At 46.7% G+C, this 14849-nt stretch carries 14 protein-coding genes; 7 read left to right on the top strand and 7 right to left on the bottom strand.

Going from position 1 to position 14849, the window contains the following annotated elements; genetic code table 11:
• Positions 1-171: 171 nt before the first annotated feature.
• The 5 genes from ABDW16_RS16505 (at position 172) to ABDW16_RS16485 (ending at position 5970) form a co-directional block, all read left to right on the top strand.
• On the top strand, positions 172-657 hold the full coding sequence (locus tag ABDW16_RS16505) for a (2Fe-2S)-binding protein (RefSeq protein ID WP_343671165.1): 486 nt from the start codon (positions 172-174) through the stop codon (positions 655-657).
• 14 nt (positions 658-671) lie between these two features.
• Positions 672-2966: a molybdopterin cofactor-binding domain-containing protein gene (locus ABDW16_RS16500; protein WP_343671164.1), complete on the top strand. Its 2295-nt coding sequence runs from the start codon at positions 672-674 to the stop codon at positions 2964-2966.
• A gap of 64 nt (positions 2967-3030) precedes the next feature.
• The gene (locus tag ABDW16_RS16495) at positions 3031-4224 is read left to right on the top strand and encodes an XdhC family protein (protein WP_343671163.1); all 1194 of its coding nucleotides are present in this window, start codon (positions 3031-3033) and stop codon (positions 4222-4224) included.
• Positions 4224-4829: a nucleotidyltransferase family protein gene (locus ABDW16_RS16490; protein ID WP_343671162.1), complete on the top strand. Its 606-nt coding sequence runs from the start codon at positions 4224-4226 to the stop codon at positions 4827-4829. Before ABDW16_RS16495 ends, ABDW16_RS16490 begins: the two co-directional genes overlap by 1 nt.
• Complete coding sequence (locus ABDW16_RS16485; RefSeq protein WP_343671161.1) at positions 4822-5970, top strand: cysteine desulfurase family protein; 1149 nt, start codon at positions 4822-4824, stop codon at positions 5968-5970. Before ABDW16_RS16490 ends, ABDW16_RS16485 begins: the two co-directional genes overlap by 8 nt.
• A gap of 3 nt (positions 5971-5973) precedes the next feature.
• On the opposite strand, the gene ABDW16_RS16480 is transcribed toward ABDW16_RS16485, so the two are convergent.
• Genes ABDW16_RS16480 through ABDW16_RS16470 form a run of 3 tightly spaced genes read right to left on the bottom strand, consistent with a single transcriptional unit; the run spans position 5974 to position 9385 of the window.
• A complete protein-coding gene (locus tag ABDW16_RS16480) occupies positions 5974-8166 on the bottom strand; it encodes a molybdopterin cofactor-binding domain-containing protein (protein ID WP_343671160.1) in 2193 nt (730 codons plus the stop codon).
• A gap of 25 nt (positions 8167-8191) precedes the next feature.
• Positions 8192-8884 carry a hypothetical protein gene (locus ABDW16_RS16475; RefSeq protein WP_343671159.1) on the bottom strand — a complete coding sequence of 231 codons (693 nt, stop codon included), beginning with the start codon at positions 8882-8884 and terminating at the stop codon, positions 8192-8194.
• Between the two features lie 21 nt (positions 8885-8905).
• Positions 8906-9385 carry a (2Fe-2S)-binding protein gene (locus ABDW16_RS16470; RefSeq protein WP_343671158.1) on the bottom strand — a complete coding sequence of 160 codons (480 nt, stop codon included), beginning with the start codon at positions 9383-9385 and terminating at the stop codon, positions 8906-8908.
• 404 nt (positions 9386-9789) lie between these two features.
• Between ABDW16_RS16470 and ABDW16_RS16465 the strand changes: the two genes are divergently transcribed.
• Positions 9790-10671 carry a helix-turn-helix domain-containing protein gene (locus ABDW16_RS16465; RefSeq protein WP_343671156.1) on the top strand — a complete coding sequence of 294 codons (882 nt, stop codon included), beginning with the start codon at positions 9790-9792 and terminating at the stop codon, positions 10669-10671.
• 92 nt (positions 10672-10763) lie between these two features.
• Here ABDW16_RS16465 and ABDW16_RS16460 read toward each other — a convergent pair whose 3' ends face one another.
• On the bottom strand, positions 10764-11342 hold the full coding sequence (locus ABDW16_RS16460; RefSeq protein WP_343671155.1) for a DapH/DapD/GlmU-related protein: 579 nt from the start codon (positions 11340-11342) through the stop codon (positions 10764-10766).
• Positions 11343-11560: 218 nt separating this feature from the next.
• Here ABDW16_RS16460 and ABDW16_RS16455 point away from each other — a divergent pair, with 218 nt between their 5' ends.
• Positions 11561-12427: a sugar phosphate isomerase/epimerase gene (locus ABDW16_RS16455; protein WP_343671153.1), complete on the top strand. Its 867-nt coding sequence runs from the start codon at positions 11561-11563 to the stop codon at positions 12425-12427.
• A 40-nt stretch (positions 12428-12467) separates the two neighbouring features.
• Here ABDW16_RS16455 and ABDW16_RS16450 read toward each other — a convergent pair whose 3' ends face one another.
• The 3 genes from ABDW16_RS16450 to ABDW16_RS16440 form a co-directional block, all read right to left on the bottom strand.
• Positions 12468-13502, bottom strand: coding sequence for a site-2 protease family protein (locus tag ABDW16_RS16450; protein WP_343671151.1), 1035 nt, complete (start codon positions 13500-13502; stop codon positions 12468-12470).
• 182 nt (positions 13503-13684) lie between these two features.
• Positions 13685-14035 carry a DUF6717 family protein gene (locus tag ABDW16_RS16445; protein WP_343671149.1) on the bottom strand — a complete coding sequence of 117 codons (351 nt, stop codon included), beginning with the start codon at positions 14033-14035 and terminating at the stop codon, positions 13685-13687.
• A 12-nt stretch (positions 14036-14047) separates the two neighbouring features.
• Entirely contained in the window at positions 14048-14842 is a 795-nt protein-coding gene (locus ABDW16_RS16440; protein WP_343671148.1) for a DUF1266 domain-containing protein, read from the bottom strand.
• Positions 14843-14849: the final 7 nt, after the last annotated feature.

The following is a 14849-nucleotide window of genomic DNA, read 5'->3' as shown; positions in this document are numbered from 1 at the left end:
GTATGCAATATCGCCCGAACTTCCGCTGCCTGTTTTTTGTTAACATTAAAAATAATAACTTTTATTCCATTTGAAAGCCGTGTTGTTTGAATTTCTTAAGTATTACTTTCTTTTTCATAATGATCATCAGCCGGTAAATAAATAGCTTTGTTATCAATAAATAATATGAATATGGCTAAGTATTCAATCCTGGTAAATGGCACGAAACACGAGGTAGATGCCCTGGAAGATATGCCTTTGTTGTGGGTATTGCGTGATATCATAGGATTAAAGGGAACCAAGTTTGGTTGTGGCAGGGCATTATGTGGGGCATGTACGGTTCACCTGGATGGGAATGCCATCCGTTCCTGCAGTTATCCTATATCAGCAGTGGGCGATAGTAAGATCACGACTATAGAGGGGTTATCTGAAAATGGTGATCATCCGCTGCAGCAGGCCTGGGAAAAGTATGTAGTACCCCAATGCGGTTATTGTCAGACAGGGCAGATCATGAATGCGGCTGCTTTGCTGAAAAAAAATCCACATCCTTCCGGCCATGAGATTGAACAGGCCATGCAGGGAAACCTCTGCCGGTGTGGTACCTATAACCGTATTAAAACAGCCATCCTCAGTGTAGCCTCGCCAGCCACCGTTGCTCCGGCTGTTATTACCGAATAGCTAATTTGTTTAAAATGAAGATATTATCTCCTTTTCAGAAAAAGGTAAAATCGATTACCGTCGAACCTGAAGTGTTTAGCGCTTCCAGGAGAGACTTTTTAAAAGTAGGCGGTATTCTTTCAGGAGGACTCATGTTGGGAGTGAGTTTCTGGAGCTGCAATGATAAAGGGAAGAAATTAGTCACATTAGCGCCCAATGTGTATTTAAGTATCACTTCGGATGGGCAGGTAACGATTGTGGCGCATAGGGTAGAAATGGGCCAGGGCATCCGGACAGGGCTGCCGCTTATATTGGCAGATGAACTGGGGGCCGACTGGAGCAAGGTGAAAGTGGTACAGGCAGAAGGGGATGAAAAGAAATATGGGAACCAGAATACAGATGGTTCTTTTTCAGTACGATCTTTTTATAAGCCGATGCGGGAAGCCGGAGCCATCGCAAAACTGCTGCTTATGCAGGCTGCCGCAAAGAAATGGCAGGTGCCGGTGGAAGAATGCGATACAGCAAACAGCCAGGTTATACATAAAGGCTCTGACAGGAAACTTAATTTTGGAGAGGTGGTAGAGATAGCCAGTCAGTTGCCAATACCTACCGCCAAAGATGTAAAATTGAAAGAACCCCAGCGGTTCAACCTGATTGGAAAAGCAACACCTATTATTGACCTGCATGATATAGTGACCGGCAAGGCCGTGTTTGGTATCGATGCGGTAACAGAGGGATTGAAAATTGCGGTGGTAAAAAGATGCCCGGTAGTAGGCGGAACTGTAAAATCAGTGAATGATACAAAGACCCTTGCCGTACCCGGTGTTATTAAAGTGGTGCAGGTCAGGGGGGCAGGTTTACCGGCTACCCTGAGAAAGCCGCTGGCAGGTGTAGCTGTCATTGCCGAAAATACCTGGGCTGCTATAAAGGGGCGCGAACTACTGGAAGTAGAATGGGAACCAGGCCCCAATGCGGGGTATGACTCCGCACAGCAGATTACTGAATTGACGGCGAAGATGGCCCAGAATGGTACTGTGCGCCGGAAGAGGGGAGATTTTAATGCAGCCAGGGCAAAAGCCACAAAGGTGATCGACCATACTTACATTGCACCCTACCTTGCACATGCCACGCTTGAACCACCCAATGCCACAGCCGTCGTGAAGAACGGTACCTGCGAAATATGGGCCCCTACACAGAACCCCCAGGGTGCAAAAGACGCAGTCGTTGAAGCATTGGGACTCCCTGCTGATAAGGTAAAGGTAAATGTGACCCTGCTGGGCGGCGGGTTTGGCAGGAAGTCCAAACCAGACTATGTTGTGGAAGCAGCTGTGATAGCACAGGCTTCCGGCCTTCCTGTAAAAGTTCAGTGGACAAGGGAAGATGATATACACCACGATTACTTCCATGCAATGAGTGTACAACGCATAGTTGCCACCATTGATCAGCACAATAAACTGAGCGGCTGGAACCATCACATAGCCTATCCATCCATTGGTGCTACAGAAGATCTGAAAGCGCTGCAACCGGGTGATGGTGAGCTGATGCAGGGGCCAACGGATTTCCCCTTTGATGTACCAAATATCAAAGTAGAAACGCACGACGCTGCGGCACATGTCCGTATAGGCTGGTTGCGTTCTGTTCGTAATATCCCACAGGTATTTGCTATTGGCACCATGCTGGATGAGGTAGCGGTGGCAAGGGGAATGGATCCCGTTGCCAATGCATTGGACTTGTTAGGGCCAGACCGCAATATCACCTTTAGCGAAGAAATGGTGAAAGGTGCTTATCCCAATTATGGAGAAGATATTGCTGATTATCCATGGGAGGTGAGCCGCATGAAAGGGGTTATTCAGCGCGTCGCTACTGAATCCGGTTGGGGGGAGCAATTGCCTGCCGGTACCGGGATGGGATTTGCCGCCCACAAAAGTTTTCTGACCTACGTGGCCTGTGTCGTAAAGGTACAGGTCGATGCCAATAACCGGATCACCATACAGCAGGTTGACTATGCAGTGGATTGCGGTGTCGCGGTAAACGTTGACAGGGTTCGGTCCCAGTTCGAAGGTGGTGCGCAGTTTGCCGCCAGTCTGGCTTTGAAAAGCGCTATTACAATAAAGAATGGCCAGGTAGAGCAAAGTAACTTTGATGGTTACCAGATCATCAGGATGCCGGAGTCGCCCCGGGAAATACGTGTGCATATTGTGGAAAGCCAGGCAAAGCCCACAGGTGTGGGAGAACCACCGGTTCCTCCTTTCACGCCGGCATTATGCAATGCAATATTTGCAGCTACCGGGAAACGGATTTATAACCTGCCCATTGACCTGGGGGCCTGATAAAAACACAAGCAGGGCTATGTGCCAAATCATATCGCATCCGTCCTTTTAAACCGCTTTGGAGATGAAAGAAATTACAGCGATCATCCAGTCATACCAACTGGCTAAGCAATCCAATGAAAGGGTTGCACTCGCCACCGTAGTACATGTGGAAGGGTCTTCTTACCGGAAGCCAGGTGCCAGAATGCTGGTCACTGAAAAAGGGCAGATCACAGGCGCTATCAGTGGCGGTTGCCTGGAAGGAGATGCTTTGCGAAAGGCACTCCTTGCGATCGTTCAGCAAAAGAACAGGATCGTTACGTATGATACCACTGATGATGATGTCACCTTTGGTGTACAGTTAGGATGCAATGGTATCGTGCATATTCTTTTCGAATATATTGATTTTGCTGACCCGGACAACCCCGTGGAGTTATTACAACAAACGCTTGAGGCAGATCGGAAACCTGTTGCATTGTGCACATTTTTTTCTCCTCATTCTTCGGTGGATCAGCCGGGAACAGCATTGCTGTTCACAGGCGATACCCTGCACGGAAAGCTAACGGATGTTACAGCAGCGTTGAAAAAGGATGCTACCATTGCATTGAACGATAAAATATCTGCTATCAGGCAATATGTCCTCGGGAATCATGTTTATAGCTGCCTGATAGAAGTGATACAGCCACGGATCTCACTGATCGTTGCCGGTGCCGGAAACGATGCATTGCCTGTAGTAGCGGCAGCAAAGAGTCTTGGCTGGCAGGTCGTGGTTGCAGATGGAAGGTCTACGCATGCCAGCATCGCGCGTTTCCCGGAGGCAGATCGCATTATAGTGGGTAGTCCGGCGGATATTGTTCCACAACTTCGGATTGATGAATGGACAGCTTTTGTGCTGATGACGCATAACTACAATTTCGACAAGGCTATGCTGGAATCGCTGTTAGATCAGCGAACACCTTATATTGGTTGCCTGGGACCGAAAAAGAAGCTGGACAGGATGCTCAACGAAATGCACGAAGCAGGTGCTGAGATACGGGATGAGTACCTGTCAAAAGTGTATGGACCTGTTGGATTGGATATTGGTGCAGAGACGGCTGATGAAGTGGCGATTGCCATCATCGCAGAAATTAAAGCAGTCATGAACCATAAGGTGGGTACTTCCCTCAAATGGAAAAGAGCGCCTATTCATGACCGTTTTAATGGAGATCACCTTATACCTGTTCATAGGGAGGCATCATCTCCTAAAGACTTTATATGTGCGGTTAATCAAAAAGTATAATGTCGCAAACGGGGATCATCATTTTGGCTGCCGGTACGGCCTCCCGGATGGGAAAGCCGAAACAGCTTATACAATACGAGGGAAATTCTTTTATACGCCGCATCACGATGGAAGCTGTCAGGGAGCCTGCTCACCCGGTAGTGGTGGTATTGGGCGCTTACAGCGACGCTATCGTTCCTGAGATACAGGATTTGAAAATTCATATCGCCATCAACCATGCGTACCATACTGGTATGGCCGGGTCTCTGACCACCGGGCTCAATTTCCTGCTGGAAAAATATAACCTTGCGCAGGTAATATTCGTTGTGGCTGACCAGCCTTTTGTAACAGCAGATCTGTTTGCTGCAATGATCAATTGTAAAACTGTTTCAGGGAAAGGTATTGTAGCCTGTTCATACAGTGGTACAACGGGTACGCCAGTATTATTTGACGGGAAATATTTCCCCGCTTTGCGTGGTCTGACAAGGGAGGAGGGTGCAAAGAGAATTGTGCATCAAAATAAAGATGATCTTGCTACCGTCGTATTTGAGGCAGGTGCTATTGATATAGATACAGCAGCAGATTATAATCGGATAATATTTAACAAGGGTAATGATCATGCATAAGGCAATATATATGGACTATTGTGCCACCACACCCTGCGACCCGGGAGTGGTGGAAAAAATGTTGCCATTCTTTACCGGGGTATTTGGTAATGCAGCCAGTGGAGACCATATATTTGGCTGGGAAGCAAAGGAGGCCGTAGACGAAGCGCGTGAAAAGGTCGCCAGGCTGATTCACGGAAAGAGCAGTGAAATTACTTTTACATCCGGTGCTACAGAGGCTATCAACCTGGCATTGAAAGGGCTCATGGAGTCAGGAACTACCCGCGGTAAACATATTATCACAAACAGGGCGGAGCATAAAGCAGTGCTGGATACCTGTGCTTACCTGGAAGATAAGGGGTACGAAGTGACCTGGCTCGATGTGGATGAGCAGGGAAGTATATCACTGGAGGCCCTGGAAAATGCTGTCAGACCGGATACTGCAGTTATTGCCATTCAATATGCCAATAACGAAACGGGCGTTATCCATCCTGTGCGGGAAATTGGGAGCATTGCGCGGAAAAAGAATGTTTACTTTTTGTGCGATGCCACACAGGCAGTTGGTAAGATCCCAGTGGATGTGGTAGCAGATAAAATTGATATGCTTGCATTTTCCGGGCATAAAATTTATGGGCCGAAGGGAATTGGTGTTTTATATGTAAATAATCAGTCGAAAATCAACCTGTCCATTCAGCAGCATGGTGGCAATCACGAAAGGGGCCGGCGGAGTGGTACGCTGAACGTGCCTGCGATTGTCGGTATTGGTGAAGCGGCCAGCATCTGTCAGCAGGAATTGTCAACATCAACAGAAGGTATCAGGCTGGCTGGCCTGCGTAATCGGTTAGAAGCGGCACTATTGAGTGCTGTAGCGGGTATAAGGATCAATGGCGGAAAGGTAACGCGTTTACCACAGGTAACCAGTGTATTGTTTCCGGGCGTAAATGGAGAACAGCTGTTACTGGCAGTATCGGCACGACTGGCACTGAGCCGGGGAAGTGCATGTAGCAGTGCGCAGCGTATTCCTTCGCATGTAATAATGGCCATGGGATTGGGAGAGACCGCAGCCCATGACTCTATCCGGTTCAGCCTGGGTAGGTTTACCAAGGAAGAGGAGGTGGATGCAGCGGTGGGTATATTATGTAATTCAAATCTGATAACATAACTCCTATACAGCATTTAAGTCAAAAGGCAACTTTCTTATTCTTTTCCCAGTCAGATCATAAACTGCATTAGCAAGCGCAGGCGCAAAAGGAGGCAATGCCGGTTCTCCTACACCCCCTGCATTTTCTTCATTATCCATTATATGAACCTGAACGGGCGGCATATCCATTATCCTCGGTATCTTATAGTCATAGAAATTTTTCTGGTCAACCAGGCCGTCTGTAAACGTAATTTCGTGCATAGTAGCAGCGCCAAGTCCCATGATAATACTGCCTTCAATCTGCGCGTGGATGATGTCAGGATTTACATACCAGCCACAATCCATAACAACCCATACCTGATCAATTTTAACTCCCCCGGTAGCATTTCCTGAAACCTTTACAACCTGGCCTACAGTTGTACCAAAGCATTCTGTAATGGCCACACCATAGCCCTGTTTAGCCCCACGATTTTGCCACCCTGATATTTCAGCCAGTTTATCGATAAGTTTATGAACCCGTTCGTCAGGTAAGTGTTCCCTGCGGAATGCGAGGGGATCTTTTCCCGCAGCTATTGCCAGTTCATCTATAAAACTCTCGTAAGCAAAGCCATTTGTGGAAGCATATACAGAGCGCCACCACAGCACAGGCACGGGTAGTTCAAATGGCACATCAGCAATGGTCAGGTGCTGTATAGATTTTGTATATGGTTTTAAAAACCCTTCACTGACGCTACCGTTGGGTTTAGATCGGTCTGTGCTACTGAAATGACCAATATTCTGGCCGCAAAGGCGCACTTTCAGGGCACTGATTTTATCGTCGGCTACAACTCCTTCGCACCGGTAAGAAATGCCTGGGCGGTAAGGCCCCTGGGTGGCATCATCTTCGCGGGTCCATACAACCTGTACGGGCCCCCCAAGTTCTTTGGATACTACCGCTGCTTCGAAGGGATAATCCATAAATGCCTTCCTGCCAAAACCTCCGCCCAGGAATGTCAGGTTCACTTTTATATTTTGCCAGGGAATACCAAATTCAGCGGCTATAGCATCCTGTACCATTTCCGGCGATTGTATCGGGCCCCATATCTCTACTGTATTATCCGTTTTCCATTCTGCGATGCAGTTGACTGGTTCCATGGCATAATGCGACTGGTATGGTGTTTCATATACTACGTCCAGGTGAGTGCCGGCAGCAGACGCAATAGTACCTGTCGCATCGCCCTGGGTTTGAAAAACCAACCCTTCCCGGGAGGAGAGCAGCTCCCGCTGGCGTTTGTAAATATCTGCTGTATTGACGTGTTCAAAGTGACTATCATCCCAGGTTACTTTCAGGGCATTCTTTCCCTTAATTGCCGCCCATGTGGAATCTGCGACCACAGCGATACCTTCGCGCCAGGTATTAAATACCTTCATTCTTACTTTGAATACTTTTTTTACACCAGGTGTTTTTAGTGTAGCAGAAGCATCGTAGGTGCTAATGGTTCCCCGCATGCGGGGGTTGCGTAGTACAGTTGCATACAGCATACCGGGAATGCGCTTATCGAGTCCGAAAACAGCACTACCATTTGTTTTCAGGGGCGTATCAATCCTTTTAACGGGTTTCCTGATCAATTTATAATCAGCGACAGGTTTTAATGGGATGTCTTTGGGTGGCTCCAGTTTGGAGGCGGCCACAACCAGCTGTCCGTAATTCAATTTATTGCCGGAAGGTTTGTGGATGACTGTACCTGATGCTGCATAACATTCCGTGGTGGGTACATTCCATTGTGCGGCAGCTGCCTGTATGAGCATGATCCTGGCTGTCGCGCTAAGTTTAAGCAGTTTTTTATAGCTGCCGCGGATAGTTGAGCTACCGCCTGTAGTTTGCCCGCCATACAAGGTTCTGTTGCCGGGAGCAAATGATACCTGGATGGCATTCAGGTCTACTTCCAGCTCTTCGGCAATAATTTGCGGAACGGAGTGGTAGGAGCCTTGTCCCATTTCTGCCCGGTGGTCAAAGAGTGTGACCTTACCATTCGTATCTATATGTATCCAGGCATTCAGGGGAATGTTACCGGTTTCTTCCTCTTCATTGGCAGAAAGCATATTTACGATCTGTCCGCTGGCGGGAAAGTATATACCCAGGAAGAGAGAGGCAATGCCGAGTCCCGATGTTTTTAGAAAGTCTTTGCGGGATACTCCCCCGGATAAAGTATCAATATTTTTATCTGCATTTTTCATGTTGCAAGTTTTTCAATTGGAGGGCTCAGTTTACCGGCGGTGCGTAAGCACCGGTCTTAATCCATTCGATCCATGCTTTTTTAAAAGCTGCATGGCTCATGGGAGGCAGGGTTCTTCCTTCGCCCATGTTCCAGCCTGAGAGCACTAATCCATCATCTGCATGAGCGATGAGTTGTTGCATATTTTTATGGCCATTCTGTGCGGGATCTACCAGTTGCTTTGCAAGGTCATGCGCTGACCGGCCTTGAAAAACCATTTTCATATCTGCGGGTGGCAGGTGCCAGTTTGGATTGCCGGGCGGAGTATGCACGCCAGGTGTATTTTCAGGCTGGTGGCAATTAGCGCATTTCATAGCAAAAAGACCTTTACCATCCGCCCCCCGCTTAGGATACATGGTGTGCAAATGATTATCGTCGCCCTGTAGTGGAATATCTCCTGCCGGATGACAGTTCATGCAGCGCGGGCTCATGAGTACGGAATATACCTTGCTGAATGCTTTGATGGAGGCGATGCTGTCTTTCCCTGAAGGCAGGTTGTCTTTCCCGATAGCTACGCTGCCTTTCCCTGAGGCTATGTTGTCTTTTCCATTAGCTTCGCTATCCTTCCCGGAAACCACGCTGTCTTTCCCCGTAGCCATAATATCATGATCGCTTACGTTGTAAAACGACATCCCTGCAAGGGCAATAATACCAGCATAAATAAGCAGTTTGAACTTCATGTTGAGTACAGATTAAGTGAGCTATTTACCAGGCCCTTGCGGGGTGTTTTGCTGTAACGACGCTGCCAGATGAATGGCTTTTCTGATCCTCAGATAGGTACCACATCTGCAAATATTACCAGCCATCGCATTGTCAATATCTTCATCAGTAGGATTGGGTTTTTCTCTCAATAACACAGCTGCTGACATGATCTGCCCGGAATGACAATAACCGCATTGGGGTACATCTATTGTAGCCCAGGCCTGTTGCAAAGGGTGATCATTTAATGCAGAGAGCCCTTCAATGGTGGTGACATGTTTACCAGATACCCTGCTTAATCTGGTAATGCAGGATCTGACTGCTTCGCCATCCAGATGTACGGTACATGCGCCACATTGGGCAACACCACAACCATATTTGGTGCCGGTAAGGCCGATAATGTCCCGTAATGCCCAAAGCAGGGGCATGTCAGGGGAAGCATCCAGCTGGCAGGCTTTATTATTGAGCGTAAAAGAGATCATAGTCTGGGTCTTTAACTGCAAGTATAGGCAAAATAATAAGCAGAGATATCAACTCGTAGTTAAGAATATCAAACATATAATTAAGATAATCAAATATTGCAGGATGGCTGGTTTGAGCGTTGTTTGATATTCTTAACAGATTGCCTGTAAATCATATTTATGGAAAGATGGACGGAAGTAATTTTGTGATGAATGGCACGATCTCTTTCAAAAAGCGGTACTTAATATTTGAAATAGAATGGCAATAGCCACTATTTCAATCCTGGGAGTAGGTTGCTCCCGTATATATGGGTGTAAGCGGCCTCCTTTTTACAAGGGAGGCATCTTTAACTATCTTAAAAATGAGTCAGCAACAGCGCCCGGACAGTGGCTTTATGTGCAATAATTCTTCTTAACTTTATTTAATGATAAGCAACACCTTACGTACGGTATCTGCCTATAATAATGAGCTGAAATTGAAAGGCTTTAATGTGTTTCAGATAGAAGCCGACGGGAATGCTACAAAAGTTTATAGCAGAAAGGATTTCTACAAGATCTGTCTGACTACAGGTAAAAGCCTTATCCATTATGCTGACCGGAGCTACGAAGCAGACGGGATCATACTTTTTTTTGGTAATCCACATGTACCTTATTCCTGGGAAACGCTTTCCAGTCATTATGTAGGTTATACCTGCCTGTTTTCCGAAGATTTTTTAAAAGGGGCAGATCGTTCTGAAAGTTTGCAGCATTCACCTTTGTTTAAGATAGGAGGAACCCCTATTATGAATATCTCTCCCGGGCAGCGTGAATATTTGAATGCTATTTTTCTTAAGATGATTGAAGAGCAAAGTGCTGACTACGCTTTTAAAGACGATCTGATCCGGAATTATATCAACATCATTATCCATGAGGCGTTGAAAATGCAGCCTTCGGAAAACTTTGATATGAAGAAAAATGCTTCTGGTCGACTTGCTGCTGTGTTCCTCGAGTTGCTCGAACGCCAGTTTCCTATTGAAACAGTTAAACAGCCTTTGCAGTTAAAAAGTGCAGTTGACTATGCAAACGCACTGGGTGTGCATATTAATCATCTGAACCGGACTATAAAAGAGATAACCGGAAAGTCGACGACTACGCATATTACAGAGCGTATTATTAGTGAAGCAAAAGCGCTTTTGCAACATACTAACTGGCCTGTTTCTGATATTGCTTACTCGCTTGGATTTGATTATCCCACCTATTTTAATAATTTTTTTAAACGATTGACAGGTGTAAATCCTACCGGGTTCCGAAACCAGAAGGTTATTTAATAAGCATGACGACTGATCCCTTTTATTTTAAATGATTAATCATCTATAGTGCCGGATCAAAAAAGCAACTACTACTTTTTTCATTTTATGTACTAATTGTTGATAGATTTAATAACTTTTGCAGGTATACCGGCTACCACAGTATTGGCAGGTACATCCCTGCTTACCACCGCACCTGCTGCAACAACGGCATTTTCACCTACAGTCACTCCTGGCAGAATGATAGCACCCGCACCAATCCAGGCGTTGCGTTTTAGCAGGATAGGGTTACACTGCATGCCGCGGCGAGTGGCCGGTTCCAATGGATGATTTTCCGTAACCAGGTTCACTTTGGGCCCGATCAGCACATGATCTTCAAGCGTAATTCCCCCCATATCCAGGAAGGAACAGCCATGGTTAATAAATACGTGTTTGCCGATGGTAATGAAGCGGCCAAAGTTTGTATGGAAAGGAGTGAAGACAGTTGTCGTCTCGTCCAGTGAAGTACCGATAATTTCGCTCAATCTAAGGCGTACCTCTGCTATACTTGTCGAAGCATTCAGCGCAGGAGAGAGCGCCATTGTGCGGGCAACAATTTCATCTACCCGGTAAAATTCCGGATCATGGAGTGGCACCAACCTGCCCTCTTTTAATCTTTGAAAGATGTCGTTCATGCTGCAAAGTTCCATCATGATGCCCCCTGCAGGTTAACGAATTTCAATCCATTCCTTAAGAATTTCAAATCATGGTTGCGCTGAAAGCGCCGGGGTTGGTTTCGGTAAGTTGTAACAAGGCTTTTGCTTCACAAATGCCCTTGCAAAAGTCAGCCCTATACCATTCACTGTTTGCATAATTCACATTTCCGCCTTATTTTGTCTCTCCCGGAAACTTATTAAAACTTAATAAAAGTATGACCACAAGAAGAACTTTCCTTACCCAGGCAGGCCTGTTGGGCGCCGGATTGGCGTTCGGACTCTCGTCGAACCGTTTACTGGCCGCTGGTAAGATCAATGCAAAAGCAGGTTTGCAGCTCTATTCCCTCCGCGAAGAATTACCCAAAGATGTTAAAGGCGTGATCGCAAAAGTAGCTGCTGCCGGCTACAAACAAGTTGAAACCTACGGCTATAGCAAAAAGAAGGGCTTCTGGGGACTTAGCGCCCAGGAGTTTAAGGCCCTGCTCACCAAACATGGCCTCACCAGCCCGAGTGGACACTACGGCCTGGAGTCAGAACAGGACCAGGATGATGCAATCGAAGCGGCAAAAATTCTGGGCCAGGAATACCTGACCATGCCATACATCGATGAAAAGAAGCGTAAAACCGCCGCTGATATCAAAAACCTTGTAGCTGAAGTAAATAAACTGGCTGAAAAAGTGAAGAAACATGGTCTGAAAATGGCGTACCATAACCACGACTTCGAATTCAAAACTGTGGATGGTGTAATGCTGTATGAAGAACTGCTGAAAGGTACCAACCCTGCGCTGGTGCATTTCGAAATGGATATTTACTGGGTAGTGCGTGCCAAACAGGACCCTGTTGCCTGGATCAACAAATACCCTGGCCGCTTTACCATGGTACATGTAAAAGACATGGATAAGGCTAACCCTGAACTGAACACCGAAGTTGGTAAAGGTAGTATTGATTTCAAAGCCATCTTTGCAAAAGCAAAAACTGCCGGTCTTAAATATTATATCGTAGAACAGGAGAATTTCTCCATCGATCCTTACGAGAGTATTACAGAAAGCGCAAAATACCTGCGCACGGTATTATTCGCATAAAATAAGAAGAGCGGTTGCTACAGCAACCGCTCTTCTTATTTTATGCAAAGCTGGTTAAATATTCTTTCACCGTTTCCCTGCTCACAACCCCTATCAATCTCCCATCTTTCACGACCGGCACCTGTGCCAGGTGTTCTTCCGGCAACTCATCCCAGCAATCAAAAATGGTCATATTCCCATTCATCAGTTTCGCATCCTTGTCCATCATGGTATACACTTTCCTCCTGTAATAGCCGGGTGCCTGGCTGAAGTGAATGACCTGGCTGTCAATAATCCCTATTGGAGACTGGTTGTTCAGCACCACATAAGAGCGGTGATGATCACCCATCAGGTAAGCATTGGCTTCTTCCATAGTAAAGGAAGCATTCACTGTTTTGAAGTCGGTATTCACAATGTCGCCCAGGCACACATTCTTTATGTTGGGTTTCAGTACCAGTCTCTTTTCAGTAGCTCCCATCAGCAGCAGGTACAATCCAAAGAAAACCAGCCAGCGGTTCAGTGTCACAGTGCCGCCAACGAAGAACAGCACCCCCAGTATACGGGTACCCATCAGTGATGCATGCGGAGACAGGAGTCTTTCCATATCCATCGGAAAAGCGGGAAGCAGGTTAAACACCACGAGCATTACGTTGATATTATGCAGGAATACCAGGTAGTTATTGGGTGTGATATTGAATACCAGCTGGTGTGTATCCCAGAATGGTATATAGTCATCCAGGAATGGCAGCAGCAGCAACGCAATGACCAGGTTCACAGCAGGGCCAGCAAAGGTAATCAGTAACTGATCCCTGGTTTTTTCAGGCCGCATAGCGATTGTAGGCAGGCCGCCGGTAGGCAGCAAACGGATATTTTTGACAGGTATGCCGGCATGCATACTCGCCACGGTATGGCCCAGTTCATGCAGCATGACACAACCGAAGATAGACAGTATGCCCAGGGCTGTCCATCCTATACTCTGTGAATCGCCTCGTGAAATGATCGGAACAAATAGTATCCAGCAGCTGACCAGCAGAAAGATCCAGTGTACCCCCACCGGGATACCCTTAATGCGGAAGAGTTTGACGGCGTTTCTCATATGGCGTTTATTTGATACAAAGCTATCTTTTAGGGGGCTGGCATACTATGATGTTGGATGGTTTATATGATGACGGTCATTACCATTTATAAAAATTTCTGGCAGGATAGGAGGGAGCAAAACATACGGTGGCAATGCAGTGCATTGCCGATCCGTATGCTTCGCATTATTTGCATATTCTATCAGGCAGGATAACCCACATAAATCTGCGGTGGTAATCCCTTAAACACAAACTCTGTTACCCCACATAACCACATGGGATGATTGATTTCAGTACCCTTGTAGTAAGGCATCATATAGATACCACCTGTGACGCTGTCCTGAAGGTTTTCTGTAAGGTGGAGCACATCTGCACCTTCAAAAGGTTCGTCGCTTAGTTCCAGGTACACTTCATTTGATTGATTGCTCACCGTATCGAGCATCGTGTCGGCACCTTCTACCATTTGCAGGGCTTCAATGCCATCTGTCCATTCCGGTAGGTCTATATACCAGCTACCTTTTTCAGTTTTGTAAAATCTAAATGTCTTTTTCATCTTCTTTCGTTTTTACCAGGACAGTTGGATCCAGGGACTTTCGTCCTTCTCCAATAGATATCCGGCAATTGCAGCTACATCCCGGTTACCGGAGTGGATACCTCCCCACATGGCACGACCGAGCACATAACTTTTAGCATAAGATCCCCAATCTGTATAGGTGATGTGGGCCAGTTCACTGGCGGCGTCAATGAAGGCCCAGGCTTCTGATTCAGTGATAATGCGGGCTTCGAGGCAGAGTCTTGTGAGGAAGACGAGCCGGCCACAATCCCAGCCGATCAGACCGTATTTCAGAATATCCTGTTCGTCGTGAAGAATACCGTCCTGCAGCAATTCAGGCATCGTATCTATCAGGTTATGCAGTTGGGAATACGCTTTTTCCTTCTCTTCTTCTTCCTGAAAACTTTGATCTATAATCCCTTCCTGCCCCTCTGCCGTCCGGGCCATCAGGGCCCTGTAAATAGCCGGCAGGTAATAGCGAAACCCTTTATCCCGCAGGTAGACCAGTTTCGCCCTGGCCTCATCCGCGGATTTCAGTTTCCAGTAGCTGTATAGCAGGGTGCCGGTTACATACGATCTGTCCAGGCCTGTGGCCAGGGTATTGATATACGCATGCGTCATCTCGCTGTAAATGGCGCCCAATGCTATTTTCCTGTACTGGTTGTCTGTCAGGGTGCTATGCTCGTCACGGTATATCGGGGTAAATGGTTGCTTCTTTTTTTTAATTGAAAATAAAGGTAAAACCTTCGTATACACGAAATAACCCACTACGACGCCGATGATGAGCCAGGTCAGGATAGTTCTCATGATAATC

Origin of the sequence: Chitinophaga sp. (assembly GCF_039596135.1) — a bacterium.
In the GTDB taxonomy this organism is placed as follows: Bacteria; Bacteroidota; Bacteroidia; order Chitinophagales; family Chitinophagaceae; genus Chitinophaga.
The sequence above is the reverse complement of the archived record's forward strand: the minus strand, read 5'-3'. Positions and strand labels throughout refer to the sequence as shown.

Bases quoted from the DNA above. Each gene is read 5' to 3' on its own strand.
- ABDW16_RS16490 (WP_343671162.1), top strand. From the start codon at position 4,224: ATGTCGCAAACGGGGATCATCATTTTGGCTGCCGGTACGGCCTCCCGG.
- ABDW16_RS16485 (WP_343671161.1), top strand. From the start codon at position 4,822: ATGCATAAGGCAATATATATGGACTATTGTGCCACCACACCCTGCGAC.
- ABDW16_RS16460 (WP_343671155.1), bottom strand. From the start codon at position 11,342: ATGATGGAACTTTGCAGCATGAACGACATCTTTCAAAGATTAAAAGAG.
- ABDW16_RS16500 (WP_343671164.1), top strand. From the start codon at position 672: ATGAAGATATTATCTCCTTTTCAGAAAAAGGTAAAATCGATTACCGTC.
- ABDW16_RS16455 (WP_343671153.1), top strand. From the start codon at position 11,561: ATGACCACAAGAAGAACTTTCCTTACCCAGGCAGGCCTGTTGGGCGCC.
- ABDW16_RS16470 (WP_343671158.1), bottom strand. From the start codon at position 9,385: ATGATCTCTTTTACGCTCAATAATAAAGCCTGCCAGCTGGATGCTTCC.
- ABDW16_RS16465 (WP_343671156.1), top strand. From the start codon at position 9,790: ATGATAAGCAACACCTTACGTACGGTATCTGCCTATAATAATGAGCTG.
- ABDW16_RS16450 (WP_343671151.1), bottom strand. From the start codon at position 13,502: ATGAGAAACGCCGTCAAACTCTTCCGCATTAAGGGTATCCCGGTGGGG.
- ABDW16_RS16505 (WP_343671165.1), top strand. From the start codon at position 172: ATGGCTAAGTATTCAATCCTGGTAAATGGCACGAAACACGAGGTAGAT.
- ABDW16_RS16475 (WP_343671159.1), bottom strand. From the start codon at position 8,884: ATGAAGTTCAAACTGCTTATTTATGCTGGTATTATTGCCCTTGCAGGG.
- ABDW16_RS16440 (WP_343671148.1), bottom strand. From the start codon at position 14,842: ATGAGAACTATCCTGACCTGGCTCATCATCGGCGTCGTAGTGGGTTAT.
- ABDW16_RS16445 (WP_343671149.1), bottom strand. From the start codon at position 14,035: ATGAAAAAGACATTTAGATTTTACAAAACTGAAAAAGGTAGCTGGTAT.
- ABDW16_RS16480 (WP_343671160.1), bottom strand. From the start codon at position 8,166: ATGAAAAATGCAGATAAAAATATTGATACTTTATCCGGGGGAGTATCC.
- ABDW16_RS16495 (WP_343671163.1), top strand. From the start codon at position 3,031: ATGAAAGAAATTACAGCGATCATCCAGTCATACCAACTGGCTAAGCAA.